The organism is Tardiphaga sp. P9-11 (assembly GCF_008329525.1).
Taxonomy (GTDB): domain Bacteria; phylum Pseudomonadota; class Alphaproteobacteria; order Rhizobiales; family Xanthobacteraceae; genus Tardiphaga.
This window is the reverse complement of the sequence record NZ_NPKQ01000010.1, coordinates 121061-136889: the sequence shown is the minus strand read 5'-3', so window position 1 is coordinate 136889 and position 15829 is coordinate 121061. Positions and strand designations below refer to the sequence as shown.

The 15829-nt window shown below is 60.5% G+C and carries 17 protein-coding genes and 1 pseudogene; 5 read left to right on the top strand and 13 right to left on the bottom strand.

The features are described 5' to 3' along the window. Positions 1-153: 153 nt before the first annotated feature. The 8 genes from tcuB to CIW50_RS24790 form a co-directional block, all read right to left on the bottom strand. Complete coding sequence (gene tcuB / locus CIW50_RS24825) at positions 154-1365, bottom strand: tricarballylate utilization 4Fe-4S protein TcuB (RefSeq protein WP_149533839.1); 1212 nt, start codon at positions 1363-1365, stop codon at positions 154-156. Next, the gene (gene tcuA, locus CIW50_RS24820) at positions 1349-2779 is read right to left on the bottom strand and encodes an FAD-dependent tricarballylate dehydrogenase TcuA (protein ID WP_149533902.1); all 1431 of its coding nucleotides are present in this window, start codon (positions 2777-2779) and stop codon (positions 1349-1351) included. Before tcuA ends, tcuB begins: the two co-directional genes overlap by 17 nt. A 62-nt stretch (positions 2780-2841) precedes the next feature. Beyond that, positions 2842-3594, bottom strand: coding sequence for an IclR family transcriptional regulator (locus tag CIW50_RS24815; protein WP_149533838.1), 753 nt, complete (start codon positions 3592-3594; stop codon positions 2842-2844). 12 nt (positions 3595-3606) lie between these two features. Next, on the bottom strand, positions 3607-4494 hold the full coding sequence (locus CIW50_RS24810) for an NAD(P)-dependent oxidoreductase (protein ID WP_149533901.1): 888 nt from the start codon (positions 4492-4494) through the stop codon (positions 3607-3609). Between the two features lie 77 nt (positions 4495-4571). Beyond that, positions 4572-5777, bottom strand: coding sequence for an ABC transporter substrate-binding protein (locus CIW50_RS24805; RefSeq protein ID WP_149533837.1), 1206 nt, complete (start codon positions 5775-5777; stop codon positions 4572-4574). Between the two features lie 13 nt (positions 5778-5790). Continuing rightward, the gene (locus CIW50_RS24800) at positions 5791-6648 is read right to left on the bottom strand and encodes an alpha/beta fold hydrolase (protein WP_149533836.1); all 858 of its coding nucleotides are present in this window, start codon (positions 6646-6648) and stop codon (positions 5791-5793) included. After that, positions 6645-7040: a hypothetical protein gene (locus tag CIW50_RS24795; RefSeq protein ID WP_149533835.1), complete on the bottom strand. Its 396-nt coding sequence runs from the start codon at positions 7038-7040 to the stop codon at positions 6645-6647. Before CIW50_RS24795 ends, CIW50_RS24800 begins: the two co-directional genes overlap by 4 nt. Then, positions 7027-8022 (bottom strand): Bug family tripartite tricarboxylate transporter substrate binding protein, encoded by a 996-nt coding sequence (locus tag CIW50_RS24790; protein ID WP_172980460.1) that lies wholly within the window; start codon positions 8020-8022, stop codon positions 7027-7029. The genes CIW50_RS24795 and CIW50_RS24790 overlap by 14 nt, the downstream gene beginning before the upstream one ends. A gap of 57 nt (positions 8023-8079) precedes the next feature. On the opposite strand from CIW50_RS24790, the pseudogene CIW50_RS29640 reads away from it, so the two are divergent. Both CIW50_RS29640 and CIW50_RS29635 read left to right on the top strand, forming a co-directional pair. After that, a pseudogene (locus CIW50_RS29640) lies at positions 8080-9135 on the top strand (aldehyde dehydrogenase family protein); the annotation flags it as partial. Positions 9136-9154: 19 nt separating this feature from the next. Then, complete coding sequence (locus tag CIW50_RS29635) at positions 9155-9715, top strand: aldehyde dehydrogenase family protein (RefSeq protein WP_246664448.1); 561 nt, start codon at positions 9155-9157, stop codon at positions 9713-9715. Positions 9716-9810: 95 nt separating this feature from the next. Here CIW50_RS29635 and CIW50_RS29225 read toward each other — a convergent pair whose 3' ends face one another. The 3 genes from CIW50_RS29225 to CIW50_RS24775 all read right to left on the bottom strand — a co-directional run bounded on the left by CIW50_RS29225 (position 9811) and on the right by CIW50_RS24775 (position 11406). Beyond that, on the bottom strand, positions 9811-9975 hold the full coding sequence (locus tag CIW50_RS29225; protein WP_172980459.1) for a hypothetical protein: 165 nt from the start codon (positions 9973-9975) through the stop codon (positions 9811-9813). Positions 9976-10074: 99 nt separating this feature from the next. After that, positions 10075-10350 (bottom strand): hypothetical protein, encoded by a 276-nt coding sequence (locus CIW50_RS24780; protein ID WP_149533833.1) that lies wholly within the window; start codon positions 10348-10350, stop codon positions 10075-10077. A gap of 792 nt (positions 10351-11142) precedes the next feature. After that, positions 11143-11406 carry a hypothetical protein gene (locus CIW50_RS24775; protein ID WP_149533832.1) on the bottom strand — a complete coding sequence of 88 codons (264 nt, stop codon included), beginning with the start codon at positions 11404-11406 and terminating at the stop codon, positions 11143-11145. A 475-nt stretch (positions 11407-11881) separates the two neighbouring features. On the opposite strand from CIW50_RS24775, the gene CIW50_RS24770 reads away from it, so the two are divergent. The 3 genes from CIW50_RS24770 to CIW50_RS29905 all read left to right on the top strand — a co-directional run bounded on the left by CIW50_RS24770 (position 11882) and on the right by CIW50_RS29905 (position 14223). Next, complete coding sequence (locus CIW50_RS24770; RefSeq protein ID WP_502707536.1) at positions 11882-12418, top strand: TRAP transporter small permease subunit; 537 nt, start codon at positions 11882-11884, stop codon at positions 12416-12418. Positions 12419-12522: 104 nt separating this feature from the next. Continuing rightward, positions 12523-13929: a TRAP transporter large permease gene (locus CIW50_RS24765; RefSeq protein ID WP_149533830.1), complete on the top strand. Its 1407-nt coding sequence runs from the start codon at positions 12523-12525 to the stop codon at positions 13927-13929. Positions 13930-13941: 12 nt separating this feature from the next. Beyond that, positions 13942-14223: a helix-turn-helix domain-containing protein gene (locus tag CIW50_RS29905; protein ID WP_149533829.1), complete on the top strand. Its 282-nt coding sequence runs from the start codon at positions 13942-13944 to the stop codon at positions 14221-14223. A 697-nt stretch (positions 14224-14920) separates the two neighbouring features. On the opposite strand, the gene CIW50_RS24755 is transcribed toward CIW50_RS29905, so the two are convergent. Together CIW50_RS24755 and CIW50_RS24750 are read right to left on the bottom strand one after the other, a co-directional pair. Beyond that, positions 14921-15124 carry a cold-shock protein gene (locus CIW50_RS24755; RefSeq protein WP_149530643.1) on the bottom strand — a complete coding sequence of 68 codons (204 nt, stop codon included), beginning with the start codon at positions 15122-15124 and terminating at the stop codon, positions 14921-14923. A 74-nt stretch (positions 15125-15198) separates the two neighbouring features. After that, a complete protein-coding gene (locus tag CIW50_RS24750) occupies positions 15199-15408 on the bottom strand; it encodes a hypothetical protein (RefSeq protein ID WP_149533828.1) in 210 nt (69 codons plus the stop codon). Positions 15409-15829 lie beyond the last annotated feature (421 nt).

Sequence of the window (15829 nt, the reverse complement as noted above, 5' to 3'; positions counted from 1 at the left end):
AAGCGGTCCAGTTGACGCATAATTTAAGGAGGAAGTTCTACGGACGCTGAAAAAGAGGAAACATAATTCCACCAGATCGCGGAGCGCGATGCAGAATGACTATCGCTCCATGAGCGGTAGGTCTTCGCAAGAGCGGCACAATGATTTATCCGCCTACTCTCCCCCAAGCCCCAGCCGGTTCGGCATCCGCTTCTCGATGTTGAACTTGAGCAGGGCTGCGGAGCGGAAGATGCCGTGGGCAAATTTGCCGTAAGGCAGCGTCAGGAACAGCGCCATCACAGTGCCGAGATGGATCGCGAGCCAAAGCGCCATGAACCGGGTGTCGCGCAGCAGAAGAAGCGCGAAGCCGGTGGCACTGACCAGCAGCAGCAGCATGATGAAGCCGCGATCCATGGCATTCTGCTTGACGTCGGCGCGCAACGCGTCGCGCTTGAGATTCAGCCACAGTAGGCCGATCGGGCCGATGATGAGGCCGATGCCACCGAGCGAGCCGAGAATAACTGGCGCACTGCTGAACCCATAGGGCGCGTAGAGATTCCACAGATAGTGATACAGCGTCGCCACGCAGGTCGCCGCGAAGCAGAGCAAGAAGCCGTAGAGCGTGAAGTGGTGGAAGCGTCGGCGCCACAGCGTGAAGGCATCGTCGCCCTCGTTGCAGCCGTCACCATGGCCGCCGCCGAGATAGCGCAAGCGCGCGACGTCAGTGACGGCTTCGGCAACCGCAGGTACGCGTGCCTGCGCCGCCGCTTTGATGTCGGCAAGATTGCCGTCCCTGGTCGGCGAGACCTCGCGCCAGAATTTGACGACACCAACGGCCAGCGCCAGCATCGCGAACAGGAACACGACGCCGAACAGCAACGCCAGGAAGTTGTGCGGGAAAATCACGTAGAAATCCCCCGCCAGCGGTTCGTGGATCAAGCGGCCGTTCATCGCGATCGCCAGGATCATAAACAGTGCGAGGCCGCCAGACAGCGCCAAGGCCACCGTAAGCCCAGCGCGCTCGTAGAGCCGACCGAAGGCGAGCGGCCACGTATAATCCTGATAGGTGCGGACACGCACCCTGGCCATCGCCTGCGGGACATTGACCGCGAATTCATGCGGCGGCGCATACTGGCAGGCATAAAGACATGAGCCGCAGTTGTGGCAGAGATTGGCGAGATAATGCGTATCGGCCTTGTTGAATTCGAGCCGACGCGTCATCGCCGGAAATACCGCGCAAAAGCCTTCGCAATAACGGCAGGCGTTGCAGATCTGCATGATGCGCGCGATCTCGGCCTCGCCCGCGGTCAGTGCGTCGGCGAAATTCACGCCAGCTTCGCAGGCGCCGCCGACGACGGGCGCTTCCAGATCAGTGACCGGCGGCATAGCTGAGCTCCTCGTGGAATGTCGGATGGCGATGACCGGTGCTCGCCGCCGCATTGACGCCGGCGATGCGGCCGAACGCCGTGCCGATGCTCATGCCGACGCCAGCGGTGTAGCCCTTGCCGAGCACATTGCCGGCGACCATCTCGCCGGCAGCGAACAAGTTGGTGCTCGGCACTTCGTTAAAGCGGCAAGCCCCCGTCGCATCGGTCTTCATGCCCAGATAGGTGAAAGTGATGCCGGGCTTGAGCGGATAGGCATAGAATGGCGCGGTATCGATCACGCGTGCCCAATGCGTCTTGGCAGGCGTCACACCATCGGTGCGGCAATCGTCGAGCGCGGTGTGATCGAAGATGCCGGGCTGGCACGCCGCGTTATAGGCGTTCAGCGTATCCATGAAGGTCGCGGGATCGACGCCGATCTTCACCGCCAGCTCTTCCAGCGTATTCGCCTTGGTGCCGTCGAACACCGGCGGCATGAAACGGCCGATCGCCTTCTGGTCGATGATCGACCATGCGGTCTGGCCCGGCTGCTGCGCGACGAGACGGCCCCAGATCGCATAGCGCTTCGGCCAGAAATCCTCGCCTTCGTCGTAGAAGCGCTTGGCCTCGCGATTGACGACGACGCCGAGCGAGACGCAATCGATGCGCGTGCAGATGCCGCCATCATACAGCGGCGCGCGCGCATCGATGGCGACGCAATGTGCCTGGGTAGGATCACCGATCGTGTCGGCGCCGGCATCGATCATGAACTTCAGGAGAACGCCCTGATTGAAACGCGTGCCGCGGATCAGGAAGTTTTCCGCGGTCCATTCACCGCGCTCGTTCTGGCCCCAGGCTTCACGCTGCCATTCCAAATTGCTTTCGAAGCCGCCGCAGCCGAGCACGCAGCTTTTGGCGGTGATACGCTCGCCACTCTCGGTGATTGCGGCAACGAACTCGCCATCCTTCAGCTCCAGGCTCTTCACAGGCGAGTCGTAACGAATCTCGACGCCGAGCGCCTCGGCGCTACGATAATACGCATTCACCAGCGCCTTGCCGCCACCCATGAAGAACGCATTGGTGCGCGCCACATGCAATGCGCCGGACAAAGGCGGCTGGAAGTGCACGCCATGCTTGCGCATCCATGGCCGGCAGCGCGAGGAATGGCGGATCACCATGCGCGCCAACGGTTCGTCGGTCAGTCCACCTGTGACCTTCAACAGGTCCTGCCAGTACTCTTCTTCCGGATAGGCTTCGACCAGCACGTCCTGCGGTTCTTCATGCATGCAGCGCAGATTGCGTACATGCATGGAATTGCCGCCGCGCCATTCCTTCGGCGCCGATTCCAGCATCAGCACCGACGCACCGGCCTCGCGCGCCATCAGCGCCGAACACAAGGCCGCATTGCCGCCGCCGATCACGAGCACGTCCGGCATGAATAAAGTCGTCGCCATGGATCAGGCCGTTCCTGTGCAGCTTCGGGCCGCGCGCAAAATTGTCAGCGTCGATAAACCGGCCATTCGCCACCCAGATTGATTGTAAGCTTCTCGGCCACAGGGCCGAGCACACGCTTCATTTCCGCAATCTCCACCTCGCCGAAACGCTCGCGCGGCCCCGACAGCGAGATCACACCGACCAGCATGCCACGCGGACCGAACACCGGCGCCGCCACCGCGGCGCAGCTCGGATCGCGCTCGCCGAGCGAGACATTGAAACCATCCGTGCGGATGGCGTCGTAACGAGGACCCGTGCTGCCATCGTAAGCGAGGATAATGTGACCGGCGGCGCCACGCAGTAGCGCGTAGCTGTGGCCGGCCTCGACGCGATCCAGCGTCGCATGGCGCGAATTGACACGAAACAGGCAGACGCGGTTGTCCGCATCCTGTCGCACATGGAACGATGCACTTTCGGTGCCGCGATCGACCAGCTCCTGCAGCGCCGGCATCACGTGATGCCCGAGCGCATTCTTGCGGGTGAAGGCGACGCCGAGTCGGAACGCCGTGGGGCCGAGATCGTAGCTGCCGTCCGGCAGCCGTGTCACATAGCCGGTCGGGATCAGCGAACCCAGCAGCCGCAGGATGGTGCTCTTGTAGAAGCCGGTACGAACAGCGAGCTCGGCCAGCGTCATCGGCTGGTCGGCAGTTTCCAGCGCCGCGACGATGGACAAAGCCCGCTCGACGGCGGCGACGCCCTCGCCGGCTTCACGCACCGGGACATCTATCGTTGCAGGTTTGGTCGCGGGCTTCTTCATGGAATTCCCCGATCAGGCCGGGCGCGATGCCTTGATGACGCGCGCGATCACCGGCCAGTAGAGGTCGCCGTCACCGGCGTCAATCGCCTCGCCGAGGAGCTTGTCGGCAAGTTCCGCGCCCTGCAGCTTGACGTTCACGGATCTGGCGAGATCGAGCGCATAGGAGATGTCCTTGCGGGCATATTCAGTGGAGAAGGCGCGCTCGGGGAAGATGTCGGCCAGCATCGCCTTCATGCCATGGTTGCGCAGCGCGAAACTGTCGGCCGAGCCCTTGGCCAGCGTCTCGAACACCAGTTTGGGATCGAGGCCGGCGCGCTTCGCCGTCTCCAGCGCCTCGCCCAGCGCGACGACGGTCTCCATCAGCACCATGTTGTTGAGGATCTTGACCACCTGGCCAGCGCCGATATCGCCGCAATGGGTGATGTCGGTGGCAAAGGTCGCGATCAGTGGCTGCAGTTTCGCGAAGATGGCGGCATCGGCACCGACCATGACGCTCAGCGTGCCTTCTTCGGCCGCTTGACGGGTCCGCGCGATTGGCGCGTCGGCATAGGCTGCGCCCTTGGCGGCGAAGCGCTTGGCGAGTTCACGGCTGGCCTCGACCGGCGAGGTGCCGAGATCGACGATGGTATGGCGCGCATCGGCATGCGCGAGCAGACCGTCATCGCCGTCGCACACGGCAGCGACATGTTTGCCGCTCGGCAGCGCCATGAAGATGACGTCGCATTGCCCAGCCAGTTCGGCCAGTGAATTTGCGCGCTTGACGCCCGCTTCCGCGAGCCGCAGCAGCGGCGCGTCGGCGCGATCGAAGCCGAACACCGGCACGCCCGACTTGCGGGCCAGATTGCGGCACATCGGCTCGCCCATTACGCCCAGACCGATAAAACCAATGGCAGTCACCATGCCGTATTCCTTCGTGTTCATTCCAATAGAGATCGAGAAACGGGCGCAGCCAGGCTGCACCCGCGATGTCGTGGTGCCTAGCCCTTGACCAGCGGGCAGTTGCCTTCGCTCATCGGGCGGAACGCCTGTTCGCCAGGCGCAGTCGTGATGACTTTGTAGTAATCGAACTTGTACTTCGATTCCTCCGGCTTCTTCACCTGCACCAGATACATGTTGTGCAACACGCGGCCGTCGAGACGCACGGTGACGCCCTTGTTGTACATGTCATTGACCTTCATCTCGTGCATCTTCCTGGCGACGACGGCCGGGTCCTTGGTGCCCGCGGCCTTCACGGCGGCGAGATAGTGATGCACGCCGCTATAGACGCCGGCCTGCACCATGCTCGGGACCTTGTTATTGGTCAGCGCGAAATAGCGCTTGGTCCAGGCGCGGGTCTCGTCGTTGAGATCCCAATAGAACGAGGTCGTGACCTGCAATCCCTGCGTCGCCTTGAGGCCGAGCGCATTGACGTCGGTGATGAACACCAGAAGACCGGCGAGCTGCTGACCGCTCTCGACAATGCCGAATTCACCGGCCTGCTTGATAGCGGTCTGCACGTCGGCACCCGAGGTGGCGAGGCCGACGACCTTGGCCTTGGAGCCCTGTGCCTGCAGCAGGAACGACGCCATATCGGTGGTCCCCAGCGGATGCGCGGAGGAACCGATCACCTTGCCGCCGGCGCCCTCGATGAACTTGGTGGCGTCACGCTGCAGCGCGTGACCGAAGGCATAATCGGCCGAGATGAAATACCAGGTGTTGCCACCGGCCTTGGTGATCGCCTCAGAGGTCAGCTTGGACAGGGCATAGGTGTCGTAGTTGAAGTGGAAGCTGGTCGCCGAGCAGGCCTTGCCGGTGAAGTCCGACGAGCCGGGGCCGCTGATGGTGAAGATCTTGTTCTTCTGGCGCGCCACCTCGAGGATCGCGAATCCTGCCGACGACGCCGCACCATCGGCGATCATGTCGACGTTCTCGGTGTCGAACCAGCGGCGCGCGGTCGCTGCGGCAACGTCCGGCTTGTTCTGGTGATCGGCCGTGACGATCTCGATCTTCTGGCCGTTGATCTCGCCGCCGAACTCTTCGGCCGCGAGCTTCGCCGCCGCCACCGAGCCGGTGCCGCCATTGTCAGCGAACACGCCGGACTGGTCGTTCAGCACGCCGATCTTGATGGTTTCGGCCGCGCGCGCTGCATGCGCCGACAGCACGAGTGCGGCGGATAGATACAATACGCTCTTCAATGCTTTCATCGGATGCCCCTCCTCAGGAACTGTGTTTTTGTTGGATCGTCGCGAGCACCGGCGCGATGTAACGCCGGAACTGCGCAGGGTTCTCGCTCATGGGAAAATGACCGAGTTGCTCCATGACCGTGACCTCTGCCCCCGTGATGCCAGACGCCGTACGCACGGTGTCTTCGGGCGAACACGAGAAATCGTATTCGCCGGTAAGCAGATAGAGCGGACAGGCCTTGGTATCGATCGCAGTGGTGCGGCCACGCAGGTCGCCATCGACGCGATAGAAATAGAGATCGCCCTTGAACACGCCGGGGCCACCCTGCTTGTAGGCCCACAGGGTTTCCATGCGCGCCTCGGCCGGCGACTGCGGCGCCACCAGGCCGGACACCAGCGCGGCGCAGACTTCGCCGCCATGGATGTCGGGACGGTTGAGCCACGCTGTATCGTACCACGGCGCCTGGAAATCGGCGGCTTCGAGGCCGATCAGCGCACGGAATTCGCGGGCGTGATCGATGGCGAGATTGAGCACGATGCGGCCACCGATCGAGCAGCCCATCACGACAGGCTTGTTGAGATCGAGCGCTTTGCAGAACGCGCGGATCGTCTGCGTGTAGCGTTGGGTGGTGAGCTGATATTCGGACCCGTCCCAATTGGCGGGCGGATTTGACTTGCCGTGCCAGGGCAGATCGAAAGCGATGATGCGATAGTGCTTGGTGAACTCCTCGTCGGCCAGCAGGTAGCGCCACTGCCGGTTGTCGGAGCCCGCAGTGTGCAGGCAGACCAGCGGAATGCCTTGCCCTGCTTCCTCGAAATAGATCCGGTGCATTGTGCCGTCGATATCGACATGCACGTAGCGACCGACCATCGGCTCGATATAACCGGTCATGCCGCACCTCCCGCACCGCGCGGCAAAGCCAGCAGATCCTTGAAATACTGCAGATGGGTCATGAACGGCTTGATGTCGCCGTCCAGCGTGGCTGCGCCGCGCTTGGTGAGCGACAGCAGGTCATGCCAGCCGGCCTTCGGCATCGGCTGCCAGAACGCAGTCCACGCCTCGGGCGTGGCGCGATAGCCGAACGTCCACGAGCGCATGAGCACCGGCGCCGGCACCATGTCGGCGATGCGGCCGGCACGGATGGCGACGTGATAGCTGTGTTCGGTCGAGCCCAGCAGGCAATCGACATCGAGCAAGCGGCCGCGCTGGATCAACGCGGCATCGCGCTCCAGCAGCGTCGGGAGCTGTTCGAATGCAGAGCTGACAGGATCAGATTTTTTCAAGGCCGGACTCCTTGATGATCTTCCCCCACAATTCCGTCTGCTTGGTCACGTGCTCGGCGAGACCGGCGGGCGACGAGACATCCGGCTCGAGGCCGATATCGGCGAAGAACTTTTTCGCTTCATCCGTGGCCATCACCTGCAGGAACGCCTTGTTGAGTTTCTCGACCACGTCGGCCGGCACGTTCTTCGGACCGAACAGACCACTCCAGGCGGCGAAGTCGTAGCCGGGCAGACCGACCTCGGCCATCGGCGCCACGTTGGGCAGCGACGCGACCCTCTGCACCGTCGTCACGCCCAACGCACGCAGGCTGCCATTGTTGATGAATTCACGCGTCACCGCGACGTCGGTGATGACGAATTCGATGCGGCCACCGAGCAGGTCGGTGATCGCCTGCGGTGTGCCGGGATACGAGATGCGAACGGCATCGATGCCGGCGAGCGATCGCACCAGCTGCGCGGCGGCCATGCTGCCGGTGTTGCCCGAGCCGTAGCTCAGCTTGCCGGGATTGGCCTTGCCGTAGGCGATGAACTCCTTGAGGTCCTTCGCCGGGAAATCCTTGTTGACCACCATCACCAGCGGATTGCGCGTCAGCCGCGCGATCGGCGTGAAGTCGGCGACGGGGTCGAACGGCATTTTGTTGTAGAGATGCAAATTGGCCGAATGGGTGGAGTTGGTGGCGAGATACAGCGTGTAGCCATCGCCCGCCGCGCGCGCGACTTCGGCGGCACCGATATTGGCATTGGCGCCCGGCTTGTTGTCGACCAGGATCTTCTGGCCGAGCACGACGCCGACCTTCTCGGCGAGGAAGCGCGCTTCCACGTCGGTGGCGCTGCCGGCCGGGAACGGCACCAGCAGGCGGATCATCTTGCTCGGATAGCCGTCCTGCGCGTGTGCCGGCATCAGCACCATCGCGCTTGCGGCGAATGTGCCTGCGATCACTGCGCGGCGTGTGAATGACCACGCGGCTTTGTGCCCTGTCATGTCTCTGCTCCCACCCCTTTTTCTTGAGGCCTTGTGGCTCAGTGCATCCGACAGGCGATGACGGGCACAGGAACGGCACGCGTCGCGGCGTCCACCGCTGCCATCGTCGCCGTCTCGTGTCGCCCGCCCGCGCGCATCGTCGATCTGATCCAATTCCATCTTGTTCTATCAGACAGAACGCTTGTTCTATTATATCAACATATGTTTGATGCCGCGCAAGCGAGGCGGAGTCAACCGTCTCCAGCAATCAAGAAAGCGGACTTGCGAATGGCCTATCCAGAGATCGAGCTTTACGTAGACGGACATTGGCGCCGGGCTTCGGGCACACCGATCGTCAATCCCGCGGACGAGAGCGTGCTCGGCACCGTGCCGCATGCCACCCGCGCCGATCTCGACGATGCGCTGGCTGCCGCGCAGCGCGGCTTCCACGTCTGGCGCAAGACCGCGCCCAATGCGCGCGCGCAGATCATCCTGAAAGCCGCCGCGCTGATCCGTTCGCGCGTAGACGAGATGGCCCTGGCGATGACGCTCGAACAGGGCAAGCCGCTCGAACAGGCCAAGCTCGAAATCCTGCGCGGCGCCGAGATCATCGAATGGGATGCCACCGAAGGCATGCGGATGTATGGCCGTGTGATCCCGGCCGGCCCCGGTTTGCATCACACCGTGTATCGCCAGCCTATCGGCCCGGTGGCGGCGTTCTCGCCATGGAATTTCCCGACGAGCTCACCGGCCCGCAAGGTTGCCGGCGCGTTGGCGTCGGGCTGCTCGATCATCCTGAAAGCTTCGGAAGAAACTCCGGCCGGTGCATTGCAGTTGGTGCGCGCCTTCCACGATGCGTGCCTGCCGCCCGGCGTGCTCAATCTCATGTTCGGCGATCCCGCCGAAATCTCAAGCTATCTGGTACCGCATCAGGCGATCCGCCTGATCACCTTCACAGGCTCGGTGCCAGTCGGCAAACATCTCGCCGCCATGGCTGGCCAGTACATGAAGCCGGCGATCATGGAACTCGGCGGCCACGGCCCAGTCATCGTCTGCGAAGATGCGGATCCGGTCGCCACGGCAGCCGCGTCAGTCGTCACCAAATCGCGCAATGCCGGCCAAGTCTGCGTCGCTCCGACGCGCTTCTTCGTCCATGAGAAGCATTACGAAACTTTTCGCCAGGAGTTTTGCGGAAGGCGCCGCGAAACTGAAGATCGGCAACGGCATGGACCCGTCCACGCAACTTGGCCCGCTGGCAAATGGCCGTCGTATCGCGGCGATGGAACGACTGGTGTCGGATGCAAGGGATCGCGGGGCGCGCGTACTCGCCGGCGGCCAGCGCATCAACAATCGCGGCTATTTCTATCCGCTCACCGTGCTGGCCGACGTACCCGACGATGCCTTGGCAATGAACGAAGAGCCGTTCGGCCCGCTGGCACTGATCAATCCGGTACGCGATCTCGACGAAGCCATCACCAGGGCCAATGCGCTTCCCTTCGGCCTCGCCGCCTATGCCTTCACGACATCAGCCGACAATGTGCAACGCATCTCCAACGACGTCGAAACAGGCAACCTCACCATCAACCACTTCGTGGCGTCGACGGCCGAAACGCCATTCGGCGGCGTCAAGGATTCAGGCTATGGCCGCGAAGGCGGCACCGAAGGTCTCGCCTGCTATACGGTCACGAAGAACGTCTCGCATAAATTTGCGTGAGATGTTTTTGGTGGCTGGGACGCATTCTGGTTCATCGTTCTTCGCAGCAACGTTAGAACGAAAGAGGCCGTCCACTGAGGCGGCCCTGCTTTTTGCTACCCGAAATTGCGCGCCACCGTTATGAGCAGAGCTGCCACAATGCCAAAGGTGACCGCGACGGTCACGCCCTTCAGGGGACTCCGCGGCGTAACGATGAAGGCGGTGGCGCATAGGGCCAAGCCAGCCGCTACAGCGGCGACTTGCGAAAGGGCTGAGGTCATCGCTTCGTCCCTTCAGTGCCTGGTCGATCATATTCCTGGTTCGGCCACTCGTGAAATCAAACCGGCCGCAGAGGTCGGAAACAGGCCAGGACCAATAGCTTAAAGCTTGGCCTGAACTGTCCAGAATGACGCATCTTCGTTGGACAGGTCATTGTGGATAGTATCATCACTCGGAGCGTGTGGACGCAGCCGCCACCCCTCCGAATTGATCTCGACTTCGAGCTCGTTGTGCGAAGCTGAGATGACCTTGCCTGACACCCGGCTTTTGTTTGGGTATTCGAGCGCAAGAATTTCTCCCGGCGCGACCGATTTGGCGGCGACAGAGATCACCGTGCCGGTTCTGATATCTTTCCCGTTGATGTAGGCGCTGTGCATCGACAAACTCCCACGAGGCTGTGCCTCACTTGTTTGAAAATGATTATTGCGGCCATTTCCAAAACCAGCGCGGCTACCAATTCCGGCCACGCTCAACTTCAATATAGATGCCCACGCGCCATTCGGAAGGCCATCCGTTGCTAACTTTGGAGCTGCGGGTGGCCTCTGGCGACTGGCTGCCTCACCTATATTGGATGATAAAAAGCGGTCGAATGCGTTGAACCTTTTGAGGGGTTCACCACACATACCCGAACTGGGGATTGTGCGGCCCAGTAATTAAGCCAGCGTCGCCGAGCGATTATATTCCGCTCTGGCGACGTTGCGCGTTGAGTGGCCCGGCGGAAAATTGATGTTGGGCAAGAAGCCGTCCGGGTCCGAGCCGGACGGCTTCTCTCTGCGGTCACCGGTTCCCCAAGAGTCGCGATCCACCGCATAGCCGGAGGCTGGACTGACGTGGTTAACGAAAGGTTAACGCATCGCTCAAAGTCTCGCGCACCTCCACCATCGCGCCTCACCGGCGGGCTTTTTACGCTAGCCCTTCTGCGATCGATGAGATGGATCTGAAAGATATCTCGTCCAAAAGATGAAACGTTGGTGGAGGCGGGATCGACACAGCATGAACGTGCGAACAAACACCGAAAATCGAATTGCCTGCCACCGCCCCGCGGGGCCAATTCGTCAATGAAAAGACGATGGTCGGGGAAGAAGGACTCGAACCTTCGAAGTCATAAGACGACTGATTTACAGTCTCATTCGTCCCCTTGAAAAGGCTGAGCCCCGTAAGAAATTCCCTCACTTTCGCTTCTTCTTGAACGGTACCACATGCCCTGGCCCCGGTCGCTGCGGCAGCACCGGCTGTTTAGGCTTCGGCGGATCGTCAGGAAAGAAGCGCTTCCAGCGATAGCTCGCGTATCCGTAGAAGTAATCCCACCAAGTTTCAGTAACGCTGGCGTCACTCCATGGCATGGGATCCGGCTCTCCGCCGTCGGCATCCTCAGGGATCGCGATCGGGATCGGTATTGCCGGGCTCGCCCACATGATACCGCCAGGGCCCATGCGCGTATACTCGCACTCATCGGGCTCGGTGCATTCGTCAACGATATCGATGAGCTGAACGATATTATCGGCAGAGAAGACCCGACGAGATCACGGGTCTCAATTATTCGAACGAGATAGGTTGGCATGCCATCTTACCGGCCCCGGCAAGGTCTCCCGAGTGCCAACGGTAGCATGTGAGATCGCGTGGGTCACCTCAGCGCAGGTGGAATAGGAGCGCGGCAGGTCACCACTTGCCGGGCTAGAGAGCATTCCAATTTGCTCCCTCTCCAATCAGCCGAACCAGACGCTCACCCGCGCTCAGGTCTAATAGGCTGGAATTGGTACATAACTGCGCCTTTGCGTCAATTTGTCCTTTTTCCGATTGACGGCATTTTGACACGCTGAAATGGTCCAACCCGTGACTTCGTTCAGCGGAAGGGTGCTTTTCCTTTAGGAAAATAAGGCACGCGCTGCAGCGATGACGGGGGAAACTGTGAACTTACTCAAAATCACGCGCTTGATCGACAGCTTGAGCGATGTATTTGGATACGTCGCCAAATGGTTGGTGCTGCTGGCCTGCATCGTCAGTGCCGGCAATGCGACGATCCGCTATCTGTTCAATTACTCGTCCAACGGCTGGCTTGAGATCCAGTGGTACATGTTCGCCGGGATTGTGTTTCTTGGCGCCGCCCAGACCCTGCGGATGAACGAGCATGTCCGGGTCGACCTGCTCTACTCGGCCGTGACCGATCGCGCCCGTTTGCTGATCGACATTTTCGGGATCATCATCTTCCTGCTGCCCGCCATGGCCTACCTGACTTATATGACCGTACCGTTCTTCCTGAACTCCTGGCGCCTGCAGGAAATCTCTAGCAACGCCGGTGGCCTGATCCTGTGGCCGGTCAAACTGATTTTGCCGGTGGGATTTGCATTGCTGTTCCTGCAGGGCGCGGCGGAGCTGGCCAAGCGGGTTGCGGCTCTCGCCGGCGTGGTCAAGATCGACACCCATTATGAGGCGCCGCTGCAATAGCAGCGACTGTCGTTTCGGCACAGGTTTTGTCGCCCACGACCGTGCGCCAATACTCTCACTTCCAAGCCTTTCACTTCCAAGCTTTGCGATAGTCAGGACGAGCGATGTTTTCCTACGGCGTGATGCCTCCACTGATGTTTGGCACGATGATCTGCTTCATGATCATCGGCTTTCCGGTCGCCTTTTCGCTGGCCGCTGTCGGCCTGTCGTTCGGCATCATCGGCATCTTCACCGGGCACTTCGATCCGTCGTTCCTGCAGGCCTTGCCGTTCCGGTTCTACGGGACGGTCTCCAACGACCTATTGCTGTCGATCCCCTTTTTCACCTTCATGGGCGCCATTCTCGAACGCTGCGGCCTCGCTGAAGATTTGCTGGAAGGCACAGGCCAACTGTTCGGAAAGATTCCGGGCGGTCTGGCTTATGCGGTCATCCTGGTCGGCGCCATTCTCGGCGCCATTACCGGCACCGTCGCCGCGTCGGTCATCGCCATGGGCGTAATCTCGCTGCCGATCATGATCCGCTACGGCTACGACATGAAGCTCGCCACCGGCGTGATCGCGGCCTCCGGGACGATCACCCAGTTGATTCCGCCGTCGCTGGTTCTCATTGTGCTAGCGGATCAGCTCGGCCGTTCCGTCGGCGACATGTACCTCGGCGCCATCGGTCCCTCAATCCTGCAGGTCGTAATCTTCATCCTCTATATCGTCGTGCTGTCGTTCCTGCGGCCGAATGCTATGCCGCCCTTGCCGGAAGACGCCCGCGAGCCGATGAGCTGGAAGCTGGTCAGCCGCGTTTTGTGGGGCATGATCCCGTCGATCGTACTAATCTTCCTGGTCCTCGGCACCATCGGCATGGGACTCGCCACGCCGACCGAAGCTGGCGCCATGGGCGCCGTCGGCGCCATGGGGCTCGCTGCTCTGCATCGCCGTCTGACTTGGCCGCTAGTCGAACAGGCGATGACCTCGACGATGCGCCTGACCTCCATGGTGGTCTTCATCCTGATTGGCTCGACGTGCTTCAGCCTGGTGTTCCAAGGCATGGATGGCGCACGCTGGATTGAGCATCTTCTGACCGGCCTGCCCGGCGGCGCGCTGGGTTTCCTGATTTTCGTCAATATTTTCGTATTCTTCCTGGCGTTCTTCCTCGACTTCTTCGAGATCGCCTTCATCATCATTCCACTGCTCGCTCCCGTCGCTAGCAAATTGGGAATCGATTTGGTCTGGTTCGGCGTGCTGCTCTGCGTCAACATGCAGACGTCCTTCATGCATCCGCCGTTCGGTTTTGCGCTGTTCTATCTGCGCGGCATCGCGCCCCCAGAGGTCAAGAGCCGCGACATCTACTGGGGCGCCATGCCCTGGGTCGGCATGCAGATCATTCTGGTGATCATCGTCATCTACTGGCCGGGCCTCGTCACATACTGGATCGACAACACCGCCGTCGACACCACCAACGTCAAGATCGACATCCCACAGATCGAAATGCCTCAGCTGGATTTTGGCCCCTCTAAATAACGTCGTCTACGTATGAAAGTCTCGAAAACACGGCATTTGCCGCGAAAACCCAACTACGTTGATTGCGCGATAGGTCAGGCCATCCACGACATTCGTGTCGAAAAAGGACTTAGTCTACGTTCGCTAGCCAACGCCGTTAGCGTGAGCTATCAGCAGATTCAAAAATATGAAGCAGGGGAAAACCGGATAACGGCCCACCGACTTTACCAGATTTGCCAATTGTTCGACGTGCCGATTGAATCAATGTTTGCTGAACTAACATCGGCTAAAAGGGCGCTTCGATCCAAGATTTGACTCGCCGCCGAACATCGGGGACCAGCCCGATGAGGGTCCGACGCTCTGGCGAGAACACCACGCCTCTCGCGGTAACGCCCTCCCGCTCATCGGGTAAAATGGCCGGATGCAAGACCATCTTTTCGATCTTCTGACGTTAGGCATCTTCCTCTTCAGCGTAGCGCTGATCCTTCAGACGCACGAGGAGCCAAAGGACGGCTCTTACTGATGCGCATGTGATTAGGCCTCAGGACGCTCTCCCGCCACCGGGTAGAATGACGAGAGGACCATCTCTTCGATCTTCTCAAAAAACGTCGCTTTAGGCTGAACCTCCGCGACGGCCTGCCGCACATATGGTGGGGCGAGCATCGAGAGGTCATCATGCCGACAGCACTTAACCAACCGACAGCCACTTACGCACCTGCAACACAAGCTCCACGGTGGTTGCATCCAGTCTGGTTCGGAGCGGCGGGTCTCTTCGTATCGCTGCTGGCCATGACTTATGGCCTCGATCTCAGTCCGGGATTCTTCTGAACAGAGGAGGCTTCGGCGTTGTGATTGTTGTCCTTACGTTCCGCAGCTGCATTTAAATTTTGATACAGCGCAAAGCACGAACATACGAGCAGCAGTTCTCACTTTGCGGGAAGTGCGGATGACAATGAAAGCCCGCCGGGGGACAAATCCGGCGGGTCGAAATCTCGGTCGACAGTCGCCGCAATCAGCCGACGCGCAAGTTTTCTGCCGACGTCTTTCCGCGGTTTTCCTGTTCTTCGTAGCTGACCTTTGCACCCTCGTTGAGCGTGCTCAATCCCGCCCGTTCTACAGCGGAGATGTGCACAAACACGTCCTTGCCGCCGGCATCTGGCTGAATGAAGCCGAAGCCCTTGCTAGGGTTAAACCACTTTACTGTACCAGTCGCCACATCGCTCTCCCTGCTGCTATCGGCACAACGTCGCATGAAGCCGCGGAGAGTCAAGAAGAGCACGCACCGGGATATTAGGGCGGCGGGCCGTCGTATTTGGCCAAGCCTGCCTCTATGACCTCGGTTTCAGTCTCGACAGCATCTAACGGCACGCGGAAATCAAAACCGGTCCGGCTTCGCAGGTCTTTGGCGATGCGCTTTCGATGATCCAGCAGACCGACCAGCGCGGCCCGATCACCGACCTGGATATATGCCCTGACAATAAGCTGAATTGCTGATGCCACTGCCGCCTCCAAAGAAAACCCGCCGGCTCGCTCCGGCGGGTTTGTCTCTTCGTCTACCAACTAGCGGTACGCATTACAGTGCCGCTTGAGCTGAAGGCTATCGGGAGAACCTTAAAGAAAGATTCCCGACCGCAAAGCGTGATCGAGATTGTAAAGACAGCGGCAATGGACGACGATGATGACGGCCAATTGCCGGCGGCATGCACTTGCAGGAGTGTAGAAATGCGCATCGCAGCAACATTCATTGTTCTGGTTATTGCTAGTTCAGGCACTGCTAACGCGAAGCCTGCACCCAAATCATTTTGCACTTGGGCGGAGTGTATGCCCAGATGTGAAAAGTCTGGTGGGAAGTATTGTAGCTCTTACTGCACAAAAGAGACCGCGAACCGTCGTTTGACTGGACAGTGCAAATAGTTCCCCA

What these genes read in the sequence shown, in the direction of transcription:
- tcuB (WP_149533839.1), bottom strand. Translation starts at nt 1,365, where the DNA reads ATGCCGCCGGTCACTGATCTGGAAGCGCCCGTCGTCGGCGGCGCCTGC.
- tcuA (WP_149533902.1), bottom strand. Translation starts at nt 2,779, where the DNA reads ATGCCGGACGTGCTCGTGATCGGCGGCGGCAATGCGGCCTTGTGTTCG.
- CIW50_RS24815 (WP_149533838.1), bottom strand. Translation starts at nt 3,594, where the DNA reads ATGAAGAAGCCCGCGACCAAACCTGCAACGATAGATGTCCCGGTGCGT.
- CIW50_RS24810 (WP_149533901.1), bottom strand. Translation starts at nt 4,494, where the DNA reads ATGGTGACTGCCATTGGTTTTATCGGTCTGGGCGTAATGGGCGAGCCG.
- CIW50_RS24805 (WP_149533837.1), bottom strand. Translation starts at nt 5,777, where the DNA reads ATGAAAGCATTGAAGAGCGTATTGTATCTATCCGCCGCACTCGTGCTG.
- CIW50_RS24800 (WP_149533836.1), bottom strand. Translation starts at nt 6,648, where the DNA reads ATGACCGGTTATATCGAGCCGATGGTCGGTCGCTACGTGCATGTCGAT.
- CIW50_RS24790 (WP_172980460.1), bottom strand. Translation starts at nt 8,022, where the DNA reads ATGACAGGGCACAAAGCCGCGTGGTCATTCACACGCCGCGCAGTGATC.
- CIW50_RS29635 (WP_246664448.1), top strand. Translation starts at nt 9,155, where the DNA reads ATGAGAAGCATTACGAAACTTTTCGCCAGGAGTTTTGCGGAAGGCGCC.
- CIW50_RS29225 (WP_172980459.1), bottom strand. Translation starts at nt 9,975, where the DNA reads ATGACCTCAGCCCTTTCGCAAGTCGCCGCTGTAGCGGCTGGCTTGGCC.
- CIW50_RS24780 (WP_149533833.1), bottom strand. Translation starts at nt 10,350, where the DNA reads ATGCACAGCGCCTACATCAACGGGAAAGATATCAGAACCGGCACGGTG.
- CIW50_RS24775 (WP_149533832.1), bottom strand. Translation starts at nt 11,406, where the DNA reads ATGGGCCCTGGCGGTATCATGTGGGCGAGCCCGGCAATACCGATCCCG.
- CIW50_RS24765 (WP_149533830.1), top strand. Translation starts at nt 12,523, where the DNA reads ATGTTTTCCTACGGCGTGATGCCTCCACTGATGTTTGGCACGATGATC.
- CIW50_RS29905 (WP_149533829.1), top strand. Translation starts at nt 13,942, where the DNA reads ATGAAAGTCTCGAAAACACGGCATTTGCCGCGAAAACCCAACTACGTT.